This is a genomic window from Bradyrhizobium sp. AC87j1 (assembly GCF_002936975.1).
Lineage (GTDB): Bacteria > Pseudomonadota > Alphaproteobacteria > Rhizobiales > Xanthobacteraceae > Bradyrhizobium > Bradyrhizobium shewense.
Genome location: NZ_PTFE01000097.1, coordinates 1 through 16,759, shown reverse-complemented (window position 1 = coordinate 16,759; position 16,759 = coordinate 1). Strand labels below are relative to the sequence as shown.

General features: G+C 57.4%; 9 protein-coding genes and 1 pseudogene. 4 read left to right on the top strand and 6 right to left on the bottom strand.

Translation table 11 applies throughout. From position 1 onward, the window contains the following. Positions 1 to 334: 334 nt before the first annotated feature. Both CV770_RS33385 and CV770_RS33380 read left to right on the top strand, forming a co-directional pair. Positions 335 to 1,483: a polysaccharide pyruvyl transferase family protein gene (locus CV770_RS33385; RefSeq protein ID WP_104465374.1), complete on the top strand. Its 1,149-nt coding sequence runs from the start codon at positions 335 to 337 to the stop codon at positions 1,481 to 1,483. A gap of 293 nt (positions 1,484 to 1,776) precedes the next feature. Then, entirely contained in the window at positions 1,777 to 5,976 is a 4,200-nt protein-coding gene (locus CV770_RS33380; RefSeq protein WP_245453926.1) for a glycosyltransferase, read from the top strand. A gap of 1 nt (position 5,977) precedes the next feature. Here the strand turns inward: CV770_RS33380 and CV770_RS33375 are convergent, their stop codons facing one another. From CV770_RS33375 to CV770_RS33350, 6 genes are all read right to left on the bottom strand, one after another. Further along, a complete protein-coding gene (locus CV770_RS33375) occupies positions 5,978 to 7,207 on the bottom strand; it encodes a hypothetical protein (RefSeq protein ID WP_146101403.1) in 1,230 nt (409 codons plus the stop codon). Positions 7,208 to 7,318: 111 nt separating this feature from the next. Further along, positions 7,319 to 9,385, bottom strand: a complete 2,067-nt coding sequence (locus CV770_RS33370) for a tetratricopeptide repeat protein (protein WP_201760159.1) — start codon at positions 9,383 to 9,385, stop codon at positions 7,319 to 7,321. Beyond that, entirely contained in the window at positions 9,385 to 10,728 is a 1,344-nt protein-coding gene (locus CV770_RS33365) for an HlyD family type I secretion periplasmic adaptor subunit (RefSeq protein WP_104465370.1), read from the bottom strand. Before CV770_RS33365 ends, CV770_RS33370 begins: the two co-directional genes overlap by 1 nt. After that, the gene (locus tag CV770_RS33360; RefSeq protein ID WP_104465369.1) at positions 10,718 to 12,952 is read right to left on the bottom strand and encodes a peptidase domain-containing ABC transporter; all 2,235 of its coding nucleotides are present in this window, start codon (positions 12,950 to 12,952) and stop codon (positions 10,718 to 10,720) included. Before CV770_RS33360 ends, CV770_RS33365 begins: the two co-directional genes overlap by 11 nt. 124 nt (positions 12,953 to 13,076) lie before the next feature. Beyond that, positions 13,077 to 13,691: a class I SAM-dependent methyltransferase gene (locus CV770_RS33355; RefSeq protein WP_104465368.1), complete on the bottom strand. Its 615-nt coding sequence runs from the start codon at positions 13,689 to 13,691 to the stop codon at positions 13,077 to 13,079. 180 nt (positions 13,692 to 13,871) lie between these two features. Then, positions 13,872 to 14,798, bottom strand: a complete 927-nt coding sequence (locus tag CV770_RS33350; protein ID WP_349627988.1) for a calcium-binding protein — start codon at positions 14,796 to 14,798, stop codon at positions 13,872 to 13,874. 1,077 nt (positions 14,799 to 15,875) lie between these two features. Between CV770_RS33350 and CV770_RS33345 the strand changes: the two genes are divergently transcribed. Beyond that, the gene (locus CV770_RS33345) at positions 15,876 to 16,229 is read left to right on the top strand and encodes a transposase (protein WP_104465366.1); all 354 of its coding nucleotides are present in this window, start codon (positions 15,876 to 15,878) and stop codon (positions 16,227 to 16,229) included. A 393-nt stretch (positions 16,230 to 16,622) separates the two neighbouring features. Further along, positions 16,623 to 16,759, top strand: a pseudogene (locus CV770_RS33340) (IS110 family transposase); the annotation flags it as partial.

Genomic DNA, 16,759 nt, shown 5'->3' with positions numbered 1-16,759 from the left:
GGAGCGCAGATCATCGGGATGATAATGCGATCCTTAAATCGCAAGGAAGCTGAGCGCGAAGCCGCCGCCGATCTCCGCACCGAAGGGAGCGAAGGCCGACGCGGGATGGAGCGCGGCGCGGTTCAGTACTCGGGAACGCGTTGCGCCATTCCCAAAGCCGCCTCCCCTTGGCCAGAGAGAGTCTCCCTGCAACACATTGTCGTAGTGCGGGACGCTTCCAAGGCAAAAATGGACAGTAAGCCAGCCAAGAGACCGGCAGCTGGTCGCTCAACGTCCGAGTTTACTCAGGATTATACCTGCAGCCGCATTGAAGTGCGGAAAATGCGGAGTTCCCATGCGCGTGGCCTGCCTTGCCAATAACACTGGAACCATTCCCTCTGAATTTGCGACCGACGCTAGGCGCATTATGGGGGCATCTGGAAACAACTTGGGGAACTTAGCCTTCTGGTACGCGACATGTCGTCTTTTCCGTGACGAGATCGAGCTAGTGTCCTGGGGTTGTCACACGGAAGTGGTTCGCGAGCGAGTTGACAAGTTTGTCATTCCCGCTGCAAATTTTCTCAATCCGGCCTTCGATATGTCCGAACTCGCTCGGATCATCGAGGGCCTCGACAAGGAATGCATTGTATTTGGACTTGGTGCCCAATCAAGCGACGAGAGCCAAATTCCGCAATTGAAGGCGGGCACCCTGGCGTTTTTGAATGCAATTGCAGCCCGCTGCAGAACCATTTTCGTCCGGGGGGATTACACGGCCGATGTTTGCGCTCAGTACGGCGTCAAGAACGTTGAGATAATCGGCTGTCCCTCTATTTTCATTAACCCGGATCCTATGCTGGGCACGAGGGTGGAGGCCGTCGTGGGACGCCCACTTACACGGCTCTATGCTGCGGGAGCTACGTTTTTCCCTTATTCGGGGGACACCAGCGTGGTTGAGAGACTTCTCTTTGAGGTAGTTACTCAACGGCCCGGCTCAACTTACTTGGTCCAGGATCCGGCGCCGCTCATTCAGTTTATGGCCGACGAGCAGGCGGAGATCGACGAAAACGAACCCAGGCTTATCGCGGCACTTGACGCGCTCCGTGGGTCGCATGATAGGGCTTGGGCCGCGACCGGACTGCGCCGGTGTGGACGCTTCTTTCTCAGTATTGACGAATGGCTCGCTCACGCAGAGCGTCACGATTACGCCGTGTCTACCCGCATTCACGGTGCCGTCCTTGCGCTGATGGCCGGAGTCCCGAGCATGGTCATAGGACACGATGCTCGGGTGAGGGAACTCGCCGCGACACTCAAAATCCCATGCGCGCCGCCTGCTAATGCGCTGCCGCTACTTGCTGACATTGACCAGTTGCGGTGGGACTTCAGGTTCGATGGACGGGCATTCGATGACAATCGTAAGACCATGGCGAGTCGAATCACTCGCTATCTCATGGCGGCAGGTTTCACAGTCAGTCCGCACTTAGGACAGATGGGTGAGGTCCGCTGATTCCACGGGTCACCTTGGCCAAGGGGTCTGAACTCATGCGCTCCTGTGGCGGTCCGAGCTGGGTGCACCATTGTTCGGGTACCGCAGTTTCTGCCTAGAAGGACGATTCAAATGAGAATGTTAGACCAACGTCGCTCGGCGCTGTTCACAGGCCGCCGCATAAGTACACTAGTTCTCGATCCTGGAGCCGACGCCAAATTGATGTCGCTATCAATCTGTCGCAAAAAAGCGTCGCCGGTACTGCCCGTACGACATCTCAATACTTCACGAACGGGCCTGTCAAGGTGAAGAAGATGGCGGCTGTTGTTTCGTCAGACGTGCAAAGGGCGCTCTTCGCTCTCAGCCACGAGTGGTATGTAATAAACTATGGATTGGCGGTCGATCCGGAACGGGCGGCCAAGCATTACCTTGAGGAGGGCCGTTTCAAAGGCTATGATCCGAACCCCTACATCCTTTCTCGCTATCTCCTGCGCAGATATCCGGATTTCTACGCTGGGGCTGGGAACGTAGCGGAACGATTTCTCAATTCCGGATATCTGAAGAGGCATGAACCAAGCAAGTTCTTCGCCAATTATGTTAGCCGACTGACCAACTGCGAATTTCTTCTACCAGTGGCAGCCGAGCACTGGCTCATTGCCGGAGCAGAAGTGGATAGTCTTCCCTTCGATCCCTACGTCTTTGCTCTGGCCGCGATTACCGGCGGCCTCGTAGACACTGCGATCTTTTCGATCGACTACTACTCCAAGCACCACCCTGATGTCCGTACTACCGGAATGCATCCTCACCACCACTTCATCGTAAGGGGTTACAAGGAGTCGCGCAATTGTTCCACGTCATACCAATTCATTAGATCTCTCGTGACCCGGGCCGGATGGTTCGATCCGGAGGCCTACGCAGAAGGTCATCCCAAAATGATAGGCGACAGTTTCCAACATTATCTCGTCGACTGGCGGAAGTCCGAGCGCAACCAAAAGGACTTTCTCGATTTCGTCGACGAAATTTGCCTCCAATTACCGCGGTTAACTAGCGGGCAAGACTCGCTGATAACCGACACTCTCACCACCGTTACGCAGCCACCGTCCACCGCACAGGACACCGCCGGAAGGTCCGCTCGACCTGAAATTCCCACTGTAAACTCAGATCTGGCAGAGTTTGACGCTAACTATTATCTTGCGGCCCATCCTGACGTGAAATCGGCAGGGGTCGATCCTTATTGGCACTACGTCTCATTTGGGGAACGTGAGGGTCGTAAGCCCAACCCCAATTTCGATCCCAAGTTCTATCTTGCCACCTACGGCGACGTTCGCCGTGAGAATATGAACGCCTTCGAACACTATCGGCAGTTCGGTCGACAGGAAGGGCGACTCCCCGCACCGCCGCGCAATTTGCCTGATATCGGCAGGCATACAATTCTGTTCGTCGGGCATGATAGTTATGCAGCTGGCGCTCAAAAGGTCCTTCTCGAGATAATCCGCTGGTTTCGGGTTCATACTCACTACAGAATCCGCATTCTTCTGCTTGGCCCCGGTCATCTATGCTCGGCATACGCTGAGCTTGGCCGCTGCTTCAGCGTCAACGACATCGAGCTCGAAACAGACTACATTATCAGCGAGATTCTCTGTAACACGCCCGACGTGGTCTATCTAAACACCGTCATCTCTGGGCGCGTCTTGCGAGGCAGGCTCGGCGCTTTCGTGCGTGGCGCAAAAATCATAGCGCACTGCCACGAAATGGAGAAAGTGCTTAGCCTGTTTCCCGCCGAGGTTTCGCTTTTGACGCATCAGGCCCATCACTGGATTTCCGCGTCCCCCGCAATCACCGAGTATCTTGTAAACTCTATTGGCATAGACCCAATGCGCGTCGCTACGGTTCCCGCCTTTATCGCACCGACTGCTCTGCCAGAGAGCAATTGGGCAGAATATCGTCTTCAGCAGCGCTTGGCTCTTGGTATTTCCGAACACGCAGTGGTCGTGCTTGGCTGTGGCACGCTCCACTGGAGAAAGGATCCTGCGATTTTCGTGGAGACTGCAATAACCCTCCTTCGTCGGCAAGAGCTGCGGAAACCTGTTGTCTTTCTTTGGATCGGAGACGGCGAGGATCTGCTGCCATTACGAAGACAAATAGATCAAGCACGACTTAGCGATTCAATCAAATTGATTGGATGGCGATCCGATGCATCGGACTTGATGGCGGTCGGCGACATTTTCCTTCTATCCTCCTTGGAAGACCCGTTTCCGCTCGTGGTTCTCGAAGCCGCGCAGTTCGGCATTCCGGCACTATGCTTCCGTCATGCGACTGGTATGGAGGCACTAATCGGTCGCGGCTGCGGTCTTGTTATGGCCGAGCGTTCGGCCACGGCTGCTGCCGAAGCGATCGCCAAGCTCGCGATGGACGACGCCCTGCGCCGGAAGATGGGTGACGCGGTCAAAGAAATTGTTCGAAGGGATTATGTGCCATCAGCGCAGATGCTGTTCATCCTGGCGCAAATGTACAATGCCGGCGTCGAGCCCGGCGTGTCCGTTGTCGTACCCAGTTATAATCACGAACGATTTATCGATCAGAGACTTCAATCGATTTTTAATCAGACTTTTCAAGATTTTGAGTTGATTGTTCTCGATGATCACTCGACAGACGACAGTGTCGAGCGCATTCGGGCCTATGCAGGCGACCCGCGCATGCGATTCTTTCCCAACGAGACCAATTCAGGGGCCGTATTTTTGCAGTGGGCAAAGGGCGTCAACCTTGCACGCTCCGAGCTCATTTGGATCGCAGAGAGCGATGATTTCTGTAATGAGCATCTACTGTCAACGCTCACAGCTTATCTCCAATCCCAAGATGTTATGATCGCGTTCTGCGAAACGAATATCGTAAACGAGGCAGGTGAGATCCAGGAGGGTGCATTGCGTCCATATTTCGACCGCATCCATCCAGGCTTCGGAACAACGAGTTTTATTATGGACGGTTCTGAGTTTGTCAATCAGGGCTATGGGGCTCTGTCGGTAATTGTAAACGCGAGCGGCGCGATTCTTCGTAGAACATCATTGCAGGCAGCGTTGCCGCTCGCGTCACGATTCAAGATGTGCGGCGACTGGATTATTTACCTGGAGTGCTGCCGCTCGGGTGTCGTGGCCTATGACATAGGAGCCAAGAACTACTTTCGCCGCCACGCTGCCTCGACAGTGCATAAGATCGAAGGCACTGACCAATATTTCGCCGAGCGGTTGGGCGTTGCAGAATATGTCCTCGAGAACTTTCATACCTCGGCGAGCTTGCAGCGCAAGATGCGGGCCGAGATTTCCGATGAGGCACAGCGATTCGCGGGACGGTATGATTCTCGCTTCACTGGCGACATATCAAGACTCTTCGCAATTGGCGGCGGCAAGAGTTATTTGGAGGGTAAGGTCCACGTCTGCTTTTACGTACACGGCATGTTGTTCTCGAAAGGCGGCATTGAACGTCTATTCGCAATGCTAAGTGCCGGACTGATCGACCGAGGCTATCGTGTTTCTGTGGTCTGTAAGCCGTTTGGCAACAGTGCACCGGTCTATCCGCTCCGACGATCCATCGACCTGTTCGCCATCGACATCACAACGCCAACCGGCACGGCCGCCCTACGTCAGTGTCTCATCGATAATGTCATCGATGTCTTCGTCCCCATGCTATCGGAAGATCTGTTCGAGAATGCTATAGATGCCGCCGTGGGTCTGGGGATACCGATCATCGCCTCGGAGCACAATGATCCGTGGATGATTGAGAAGCTGTGGTGGTCCCCGCAGCGTCGGCGAGACTACTTCTCGAAATGCAACGCTATTCATCTTCTGACCCACCGCTTTCGCGATTCGCTGCCGAACGAGGTGCGCACCAAGGCGAGAATCATTCCGAACCCCGTCGCCCCAGAATTTTTCAGTTCTCCGCGCCAACCGGTTCCCCACCCCCGGATCATCGCCGCAGGCCGACTCGAGAAGCAAAAGCGCTTCGATCTCCTGATCTCAGCTTTCGCACAAATTGCTGACAAGGCGCCAAATTGGGAGCTGGTGATCTTCGGTGAAGGCCAGCTGAGAGATGCTTACGAGGAATTGATCGGCAAGTTTGGTCTCGGGGAACGCGTCTGGTTACCGGGGCCGACGAACCGGCTAGCCGCTGAAATGGCGAGGAGCCAGATATTCGTTCTGTCTTCCGAATTCGAGGGGCTGCCCTTGACTCTTATCGAGGCCATGGCCGCGGGCACGCCAAGCGTCACCTTCCGTACGTGTCAGGCTGTCCAAGAAATCATTCAGGACGGCAGCGATGGATTCTTGGTAGACGAATTTAGTGCCGATGCGCTCGCCGCCAAACTTTCCGAACTAATTACCACGCCCGATCTCCGGGAGCAAGTCGGCAGGCAAGCCCGCCAGACCGCCATGCGTTTCGAGCTGTCCCGTGTCGTGGCGGCCTGGGATCAGGTGATTAGAACGGAGTGTCTCGGCCTCTGCCGAACCGCAGCCTTCCATTAAGTTAATTCGGACGAGAATGCGTGAGCTGGATGACTAACTTCTTTCGGACAAGGCCGGTTCTCGAACCCGTGCCGAACAGCCAAAAGCCGCTCGGATCAATTTCCTGCGCCTCTCCGGCATCCGCGCGCAGGACCGGATAATGTAGGCCGCCTGTTGTCCAGGATTCGGCCATCTCACCAGGCACACCAACCGGATCTGACCAATGGATCAGATCAGAGGACACTCGGAGCTGGAGTGTCCACGGAACTCCATTAAAACCACCTTCTTCGCTCACGCCAAGGAAATAGTCTGTACCGCGCACACGCGCCACGTTGAATTTCCAGAGGTTGACATCGTTGCGCAAGAACGAATCGGCTCGACCGCCCGGCATGCCGTAGAACTCGCGCATTCGCGCCGGATCGAATGCTCGCGGCAAGGACGGATTGTCTAGCAGAAACGCACCCTTGTAGAGCGGATAAAAAGTTAGGGTCGGGTCTGCGAGATCCGCGCGAGCAAGCCGCATGCCCCCTTTACGCCCGTCTTCCGTTCCGCGGCTCGTGTCGTTGTAAAAGACGTAGACGAAGCCCTGATGGACGATCGAGTTGGGCGACCTAACACCATTCGAACTCTTTTTCCCTCCAACGAGATAGCCCATTGCAGGCCAAAGAACCGGCCCGAGATCGCGTGCTAACCATTTCCGTTTCGAGTGTCCCTGCAATGTTATGATGCTGCCGTTGATGAAAGCATTATAGGCACTCCAGCAGTCCCGGTAGGCACCATCAACCGCACCTGAGAAGCACACGGTCGGTGAGACATCATCGTTGACTGTATTCTTGACAAAGCGATCACCCATTTTCTCGTTCTTGTTCTCTCCTTGTCTCAAGATGAGCAGCCGTTCCCGGTGGCTTTGACTAGCGATTGCTTGTGAAGAAACGATTCCGTCATAGGTGCGCCGCCAGTGCTGCGCGGACCGGGTATCGCCTTTTGCCTCTCCCCCTGGCGGTCCCCCTAGGAAGAAGATCGGTTTGGACACGAGCGTGCATTTATCTCGATCGAAGCTCAGCGATGGCGTCGTGGATAAGTTGGATGTTAGCTTGCAGGCCCAGGTGTAGGCGGTCGTCAGGAGAATCTGGTCCGTGCCCACGAGCTGCTGCGGGGTGATTTCGAGTCGCGGCTTAGGGTCGAATGCGCCGTGGAAGGAGGTCGGGACAGCCTCCGTTGAGCTTGCCCCCAGGATCTCGACTGTGGGCATGCCGCGCTCTGCTCCATAAACAGCGCTGTTCACCACTGCCGCAAGTATGATTGCGGATGAGGTAACTCTCCACATTGTAGGGTTCCTCGCATGACCGATTGCCAACTCGCTCTAGCGTAAAGCTTCTCTCTCCCGTGTGAAAGTCTCCTCGCGTGTCGCGCCGATCGACTGGAGGCGCCGCACGGCGCCTTCATTGCGTTGCCGCGCCGCGTATTGATACCAATTGACCGCGGCGTCCCGATCTTGCGCGGTGCCTCGGCCTGACATCAACGCGTCGCCCAGAGCAACCTGCGCTTCCGCCATGCCTCGCTCGGCGGCTCTCTGAAACCATTCCGTCGCCTTCGTCACGTCAGCCTCGCGCCCCTGCCCCCTCCCGAGCATCACGGCGAGGTTGTACTGCGCAACAGTATGTCCCTGCTCTGCAGCGGCCTCATACCAGTTCACACCCTCTGCAAGATCCAGGTGCACTCCACACCCCGTGCAGTACATAACGGCGAGCTGGAACTGTGCGGCTGCATGCCCCGCGCGCGCCGCCTTGGTCATCCATGATGATGCTGCCTGAGCATTCCCCACGCCGCTCTTCGGATCCAGATGGAGAAGTCCAAGCATGTACTGCGCCTCGACATGGCCGGCATCCCCCGCCCGTGTGAGCCATAGGATGGCGCCTAATATATCGGCGGCCCCTCCGAACTTACCCATCTTCAGCGCGCCCAGTTGAAACGCCGCCGGAGGATGACCAGCCTCCGCGGCCTCTCCCAACAAAGAGTGCGCGCGTGCAACGTTATCATCAGACGCATCCTGATGAAGCAGGAAGACCGCATAGGCGGTCTTGGCGTCAGGATCTCCGCTATCGGCGGCCCTGCTCAACCATTCCGACGCCATTTCCTGATCTTTGGGAACGCCCGCACCGGTCGAATAGAGCTTTCCGAGTTGCACCTGTGCGGCGCTGATGCAGCCATCTGCGGCACGTTCGAACCATTTGATCGCGGCCTCCACGTTGCGCTGAACGCCGGAGCCGTTGAGATAGAAGATAGCAATGTTGAATGCCGCAGTGGCATGGCCATTTTCGGCCGCGCGCTCGAACCACTTCGCGGCCTGACGAATGTTGGGCGGGACACCGACCCCAGTCGCATAGAATCGGCCGACGAAGAATTGCGCCTGCACATCGCCCCGCTCGGCGGCCTTCTCGTACCAAACCGCCGCCTCCCGCAAATTGGGCTCGGCATCGGCTCCGTTCGAATAGAATTCCGCGAGTGCCTGAATTGCCGGAAGGTAATCCTTCCGCGCCGCCTTGCGCAGCGCGGACTCGGCGCGATCGAGGTCTTTGGCGACGCCCTTGCCGCTGAGCCGTAACAGGCCGATGTTGTAGAGTGCGATCGGATCATCATGCGTGGCCGCACTCTGGAACAGGCGAGCGGCCTCAGTCGGGTTCTCGGGCACGCCCATACCCTTCAACGTCATGAATGCGAGCCCAATCTGCGCCCTCACGTGACCCTGCGCGGCGGCCTTGCCGTACCAGATCGCAGCCTGCGCGAAATCGACGAGTACGCCGCGTCCTTGATAATAGACATCGCCGAGCGCGAACTCGGCCGGCGCAAATTTCTGATCGGCCGCCGCCTGATACCAACGAAGTGCAGCAGCGAGGTCCTTCGTGCACCCCTGCCCTTCGCTGTAGAGATTGCCCAGGATGGTCTGAGCATCCGCTTTGCCGGCTTCGGCCGCGGCCGATATCCAGCGAAACGCGGCGCAAATATCCTTCGCGACACTGGTCCCGTGCGGGAATATCAGGTGATGCACATTCGACGCGGTATCGCCCAATCGCGCGGCGGAGGATTGACGCCAGGTCTCCGGCCTATTCGGTCCGAGGCTGGCGTTGACACCATACAGATAAATCAGGCCGAGTTGATATTGCGCCTCGGCGTGACCTCGCTGCGCCGCGCGTTCGTACCACACCGCGGCATCGGGAATGCTGCCCGCCACTCCCTGGTTCTTGGCGTAGAGCATGCCGATCCGATAGTCCGCTTCCGCGTCGCCGTTTTGCGAGGCACGCTTCCAGAGCTTTAGTGCCTCCAGATAGTGACCGCGCTCGAACGCCGCCTCCGCCGGACCAAGCCGCCTTTTGTCAGATCCGTGAGACGCGGGCCGAAGCCATTGGAGGAGCGATCGGGTCAATGCCATCATGGCTCACGCATGGCCTCCCGGATGCCCTTCAGCATTCCGCCAAGCAGATACATTCCGACCGCCCGCGTGCCGACATGGACGTCTCCCGCAAGCGTCATGCCAGGAATCAGGCGGAGGTTTTTCGGGACATCCTTGAAGTTGGTCGAGTCCACCGAGCACCGCGCCTTGTAGTAGGCTTCGATAGGCTTTCCATCGTCGTCGGTGGTGAAGGCGCCCTCGCTGATCCAGCGCACTTTGCCCTCGGCTGTACCATGCTCCGCGGCATTGAACGCATCGATCCGCATCGTGCAGGGGTCTCCGGGCCGGATAAAACCGACATCGCGCGAAGCGATGCGAATTTCAGCCTCGAGCTTGGTGTCGGTCGGCATCAGCGTAATGAAGGGATCGCCGGGCTTCAGCACCGACCCGACCGAGAGCCTTGCCATCGTCAACACGACCGAGTCTTCGGCAGCGGTCAATCGGACCAGATCCTGGTGCCTGAGCGCCTTCTCATAAGAGGCTCTCGCCTCATCGAGCTTGTTGCGGGTCGTCACGAGATCCTGACTCAGTTGTGCAAACCATTGCTGCTTGAAGGCGTCCCGGTCCGCGATTGACGCGGCGAGCGTATTCTGGGCTTCAATTAGGCTGTTATGGGTGTTCTCCAGGGTCCGCAGCAATTCAAGCCTTGTGTCCTGGGAGATAAACATATTGAGCTGCGAGCCCGTGCCGTGCTCGGCCAGCGTCGTGCGCATGGTCTCGATCTTCTGCAAGATCTCGTCACGCTGCCGATATCTCGCATCGTCCCCGCGAAGCTTCTCCATCGTCGCCTGCGTCTGCTTGATCTTCGAATCGAAACTATTGATCTGCGCGGTATATTGCGCCATCCGCTGATCATAGAGCGCCTTCTGCAAGGCTGCGTATCTCTGGTAGTCCGGGTCTGGCTTGCTCGCAAAGACCAGCGGATGCTGGTCCAGTTCGGCTTCATCGCGCGCCACCTGAGTCTCGAGACTAGCGATCTGCAACTTCGCCTGGGTCAGGTCCGCCGACGTAAAGGTCGCGTCCAGGGTCGCAATAAGCTGTCCCGGTTGCACCTGCTCGCCTTCCCGCACGTCAATCGTCTTAATGATCGATGGATCCAGCGCCTGAAGGACGCTGACCTGTCCCACCGGCACGATCCGCCCCCCGACACTGGTGATGACGCGATCTATCCGCGTCAGAGCGAGAATGGCAACGATCGTGACCAGGAAGGCCGAGAGCACAAACAGCGTTGCTCGCGCGATCAGAGGCTCAGCCTCCTCTCGGATCGCATCCGTTTCCGATTGAAATTGGCGAACGGTCGCAAGCGCACCATCAGGAGACAAGCGTCGGACTCCCAAATCTTGACCGATCGTTGCGGGCTGCCGGCGCCAAATGCGTGTTCTGCTGATACCACAGCGAGCTGTAGATATCGTTGCGCGCCAGGAGCTCCTCATGCCGCCCGATGTCGTTGACCACACCGCGATTAAGCACGAGAATTGCGTCCGCCTTTGTCAGGGACGACAGGCGATGCGAGATGATGATCAGCGTCCGGCCATGCGCGATGCGCGTTATGTTGGCGTTCACGATCGCCTCGCTGTCGGCGTCGAGCGCGCTTGTCGCCTCATCGAGAATCAGGATGGGCGGGTTGACGATCAACGCACGCGCGATCGCAAGCCGCTGCCGCTGCCCTCCCGAGAGGTTCGGCGAACCTTCATAGATATGCGTCTCGTAGCCACGCGGCAGTTTGTCGATGAATTCTTCGGCGCCCGCCAGCCTCGCCGCCCTGACCACATCATCGAACGACGCGTCCGGCTTGGCCGCGGTGATGTTTTCGCGGATAGTTCCACTGAACAGAAAATTCTCCTGGAGCACCACACCCACGTTACGACGGAGATGGTCGATGTCGTACTCGCGAACGTCAATACCATCTATCTTGATCAATCCCTCATAATCGGAGTGCAGCCGCTGCAGCAGACGCGTAATCGTGGTCTTGCCGGATCCGCTCTTGCCCATCACGCCCAAAGTAGTCCCCAGCGGGATTTCGAAGGAGATGTTGTTCAGCGTGGGCGATAGCGCTCCCTTGTATTTGAAGGTGACGCCAGAGAACTCCACCTTGCCCTCGAGCGGCGAACGCACGCCATGGCCGGAACGTCCCTCTTCCGCCGCCCGGTTGACGAGATTGCCGACGATTGCAACCGCACTTCGCGCCTCGTCGTATTGATTGATGAGCTGCGCCATCTGCATCAGCGGACCCGAGACGCGCTGCGACAGCAGCAGGAATGAGAACAGGGCCCCAATATAGACCGGATCGTTGCTTTCGAGGGCAAGATAGACGCCAAGCGCATAGGAGCCGCTGACGGCCAGCCGCTCCAGCGGACGCACCACCGACTGGATAGCGTTTCCAGTCATGCCTTCCACGAGCCGGGCCTTGGCAACTCGTGCGACCAGAACATCCCAGATGTGGCGCTGCCGCGTATCGAGCGCGAGCGACTTGATCGTCCGGATGCCATTCAAGGTCTGAACTAAAAATGCGCCCTGCGCGCCCTCCGCGGCCAGCACCGCAGTCGACGTCTTGCGGTAATTCGGCAACATCAGAACGAGCCACGCGACGATCAATGCCGACAAGGCGAGAACCACGATCGTCATGACGGGGCTGAAGAAGAACATGACGGGCAGGAAGAATATCAACGTCGTAGAGTCGAGAATGGTGCCGAACAATTGCCCCATCAGGAACAAGCGAATGCGAAAGACTTCGCGAATGTCGCGCGCGATGAGGCCGACGGCCGTCTGCTCGAAATAGTCGATGGGAAGATTGAGGACCTTTTCGAAGACGTAGGTCGACAATTTCACGTCCAGCCTGGTCGTCAAGCGATGGACAAGGAACTGTCTCAAGAACGAGAACGCCGCCTCGAAGGCTATGACTGCCAGCATCGCGACGCAGAGCACATAAAACGTGTTGTACGCCTTGTAGAAGATCACCTTGTCCGACAACAAGCGCCAGAACATGATCGGCGCCAGGCCGAGCAGCCCGAGGATCACAGCGGCAATCGCGACGTCGCGGACCATGCGGCGTTCGCGGAACAACAGCGCGGCTACGAGGCCGAAACTGAACGGCTGCGCTTCGTCCGATATCTCGTAGTTGCGCTTGATCATGACGAGATCGCCGGACCAGATATCTTCAAATCGTGGTTGGTCGATCACGAGCAGCGCGTCTTCCGCGGCATTCGAATCCCTCAGCACGATGCGCGTATTGTGAGCGTCTCCTTCGACACGCAGGAGCACCATGTGGCTCCCATTGCGAAGCCGAACGATGACTGGGAGCGCCTTCTTCAGATGAGATAGCCCACCCCAATCGAGCTTGACGCACTTTGCGCGCATGCCCGCTTTCTCCGCGCAGCGGATAAGCTGATGGACTGTGACGTTCTCGTCCGGCAGAAGGTTGTCTTGAATGAGCTGTGAGGACGTGAGGTGCAGCCCGTGCTGTCGTGCGACGATAATCAGGCACCCTAGTGCCGATGCGGGCGCCGCATCGGCCAGGTTCCGGTCATCGGCATGGTGGACGGTCATGGGGGGTCAAGCGATCTGAATATGTTAAGGCTTCACGTTCAACGACCAGTATAACATGGGGCGGCAAAAAAACCAGCCGCACTTATCGTTCAGATTGTGAAGAATGGCGGGGCGCACTCACACATCAGGCCTTGGCTTCCTGGAAGTTGAAGCCGTACTCTAACAAAGACCGTTGGATGGCCTCGTCGTCGGCCTCGGGCATCAGCGCGAGCGCACAGACCTCGAAATTTTGGCTGCTGACCGAAACGGTCGCAAACCCGGCCATCAGCAGGAGATTACCCAGTCGCTCGGCGGTAAATCCGGTGCGGTGGGCCATGTGGACGCGCCCCTCCTCGATGGCGCGCGAATGGCCATAGAGCATGTCCAGCGCCCTGATCGGCCCCGCCGGCGAATGATAGGCTATTGCGCCGATCCCATGCTGGGCTATGAAGTGAGCGACCGATTGCAGATCCGGGCTCATTATCAAGGCGAAACCATCGGGCTTGAGGATCTGGTGGAATTGCCGCAATGTAGGGTAGACCTCGTGGGCATACAGGTGCTCGAGCACATGCGATGTCCACACCGCGTTGAAGGACTGAGGCTTGAACGCGGCACTCAACTCAAGGACCGAGCCGATCACATCTGGTTTGACGCCGGGGTCGATGTCGAATCGGGTCTCTTCCCAATCATGGTTGAGCATCATCCGGGCGATGCGCTGTGCCGTACCGGATCCTGAGCCCGCGTTGAGCAATCGCTTCATCGTGAGAGACTAAATCCGTGTCCGCACCGGGCTCGGTGAAAGGGCCAGATGATAACATTAGCAAACCACAACACATCCACCATCGAAAGGACATCCTACATAAGATGCGAAAGCGCTGAGCTCAAAGGCAAAGCCCCGCCATTAGCGGGGCTTTCTCAGCGCAGCTTACAGGCGCCGGGTTCAGAGCTTCGCTAACTGCACGTCTCCATCGGTGAAGTGGAGATATTCGACGCCACTGATCACCACCGTCTGGCTGTCCCCGAAGTGCAGCGTGTAGGAGCTTGTCTTCTCGTCGACATCGACCTTGGTGACATCACGGAAGGAGCGATCGGCGAAATCCACGGTATCCGAGCCTGCGCCGCCTATAATTGTATCATTTCCGGTGTGGGTCTGAAGATGGAATGTATCGTTGCCGTTTCCTCCCTGCAGCGTCGAGTTCGCTCCTGATTCGCCGTAGACCCAGAAGACGTCATTGCCGTCACCGCCCTCAAAGACATCGCCCTGTGTGCCAATTAGCGTATCGTTGCCATCGCCACCGATAAGCGTGCTGTGGCCCGACGCTAGATCTTGTAGGATGTCGTGGCCGCTGCCGCCTTCGAGCACCTGAGCGCCGGTGCCCGCCTCGAGACGATCATTACCAGTCCCGCCGCTCAACGTGTCGTTGCCGCTGCCACCGTAGATACTGTCGTTGCCCGCACCGCCGAACAGTGAGCTGTTACCGTGTCCACCGCGGATCGCGTCGTTGCCGCTACCGCCATAGACCGTGTCGTTCCCATAGTCATATAGGGTCACACTATCGGAACCTTTTCCCATGGCGACGAACACGTCATTGTGGCCGCCGATCACGTTGAGCGTCTTGCCTCCAGCGTCATCGAGAATGATCGCTTTCAGGCTCGGCGTGGTCTCGACGGTGGTTGACTTCGCAACGTCGAGAACCTGAACGCCTGCTGGAACGGCCCCTCCGGAGAAGGGGCCAGACTGAAACACAGCCTTCGAAGAATCCCCAGGATGATCGCTGAACACTCCGCTACGTTCTAACGAGTCGATCAGTGCCGACCTGACGCTCGGCTCAATGTGATTTCCGTTATCGTGGAGAAACTGGTCCAACTCAGTTTTCGTCAGGTAAGATATAGCCATTGGAGGCCCTTTCGGTTCTTATTGCGACGCGATGCTACGGTCACGTCAAGGCGCTTCACGCTGTGACCATCCAGTCGCCGCGCGCGATGGCGTAGATAAGAAATCCGCAGTGTATGTTAAATGTTAGGATTGTGAGTGGTGCGTGTCAAGGATGAAAGATCCAACTGCCCACACTCATTTCACCGAGCTCGCAAGTTCGGCGATCTGCTTGGCGACCCCAGAGGTTTCCGAGCCGACACTGCGGGTCCGGGAGGGATATTGCTACCCCCTAGGAAAGGCTGGATCAGCCCTGTTCTGCGCCTGATGAGATCCCACCAACACGAACCTCGTCGAACGTTGGATAGCTTCTGCAGTTGTTGCCCCGCGGCAAATAGTCGTTTTTTCTGTGCAAGAATGGCCGCACGAACCACGCCGATGTCAGCTCTGCACGTGACCAAGCGCGACCAGGTTGCGACGTGCTTGCCTGAAAGGGTCATCGATGCTGAACAATCATGGCATGTGACGGAGTCACTGATTCCCATTGAAGGTCCTTGCGCAACAACCACTTGCCAGGCTATCCAGATCATTGAGATGAAGATGTCAAAATGTAATGCAAGCACCATTTCCTCCATTTGCTGCCCAAACACACATTGCGATTGGCGCCCTTCTGCCGGTCCGCTTCAGCTGATCATCTCGATGGTCAGCAGCCCCTCGGTCTCTCCGTCTCAGATGGGCTGCTTGGGCAGGCCTGCCATTCGGGAGGTCTCCGCCGGCACCCCCGTTCCTGCCTAGCTCCAGGATGAAGCGCCTGCTGGGGTTCAAAACTTGGGGGCCCGCATCATGCTCCACCTACTTTGTTGCCGTTCAGGCCGGATGACGGCTTTGTGAAAGATGAACATGCCTATCGAAACTCGATATTCATCTTGAACGCTTTCATTGGTAGCGTTAACAACCGGGCTGTATGATGCCTTTGTAGGTTAGCAGACGTCGTTGTATGTTATTTGACAGCGCCCGCCCCTTAGTTCAAGCCGGCGGCGAGTTACTTTGTCTGAACCCGTTCTAGTCCGAATGAAAAAACATTCTTATCAAGAGATTAAACTGAAACTCGCTCAGGCGGATGAATTGGCTCGAGCAGGCAGCTCTCAAGTGTCCGTCTGTGAGGCGCTTGGCGTGAGCGTTATGACGCTCCATCGTTGGCGGAAACGGCGGCTCAGCGAGGATGTAGGGCAACCTTCGGAAGAGCCTAACGCGGGCAGGGATGCTCCTCGTGCTAGCATCGATGAAATGCGTCGTGCGTTGGAAGAGCTCACGGTCGAGAACCGGCGCCTCCGCAAACTTGTCACGGATCTGATGCTTGAGAAGATGACACTCGAAGAGGCTTCGGCGCCCAGCTTTGCATCTGGCCGAGTACACGATCGCTAACCCAAGCTTGTTCATCTCTCGCTCCAAAAGTTGATGCGCAGTTCGGCTCCGGTCTCCAGCAGATCGGTCGCGAATGTGTGCCGCCGCGCAGCATCGGTTCAATATCCGATCTCTGAGCGCACACTGACGCGCCGAACTGATCTTCCTCCATCTCGACCGGGGTGATATATCAGGTGCGGAATGGAGCCGGAGTTCGGTTGCAGAAGCCCTGGATGAAGGCGGTGATGTCGCGCTGGCCCGTACAAGTTTTGGGGATCTCCCGATCGCTGTCGACCTAGATGCCGTAATGGGCCGGCCTTCGCGAGCCTAGCCAGGTAAGTGGCTGTCCCTCAGAATGATGATGTTGAAACGGAGTCCGAGTGATCGGCTCCAGGCATCAAGTGAGGAACAGCCATGGACTATTATGCGGGGATCGACGTGTCTTTGAAAGAGAGCAGCATCTGCATTGTTGACGGGACTGGCAACGTCGTCCGCGAGGTCAAGGTCGCCAGCGAGCCTGAGGTGCTTATTGGCTATTTCGACGAGTTGGA

Bases quoted from the DNA above. Each gene is read 5' to 3' on its own strand.
- CV770_RS33385 (WP_104465374.1), top strand. From the start codon at position 335: ATGCGCGTGGCCTGCCTTGCCAATAACACTGGAACCATTCCCTCTGAA.
- CV770_RS33380 (WP_245453926.1), top strand. From the start codon at position 1,777: ATGGCGGCTGTTGTTTCGTCAGACGTGCAAAGGGCGCTCTTCGCTCTC.
- CV770_RS33375 (WP_146101403.1), bottom strand. From the start codon at position 7,207: ATGCCCACAGTCGAGATCCTGGGGGCAAGCTCAACGGAGGCTGTCCCG.
- CV770_RS33370 (WP_201760159.1), bottom strand. From the start codon at position 9,385: ATGGCATTGACCCGATCGCTCCTCCAATGGCTTCGGCCCGCGTCTCAC.
- CV770_RS33360 (WP_104465369.1), bottom strand. From the start codon at position 12,952: ATGACCGTCCACCATGCCGATGACCGGAACCTGGCCGATGCGGCGCCC.
- CV770_RS33355 (WP_104465368.1), bottom strand. From the start codon at position 13,691: ATGAAGCGATTGCTCAACGCGGGCTCAGGATCCGGTACGGCACAGCGC.
- CV770_RS33345 (WP_104465366.1), top strand. From the start codon at position 15,876: ATGAAAAAACATTCTTATCAAGAGATTAAACTGAAACTCGCTCAGGCG.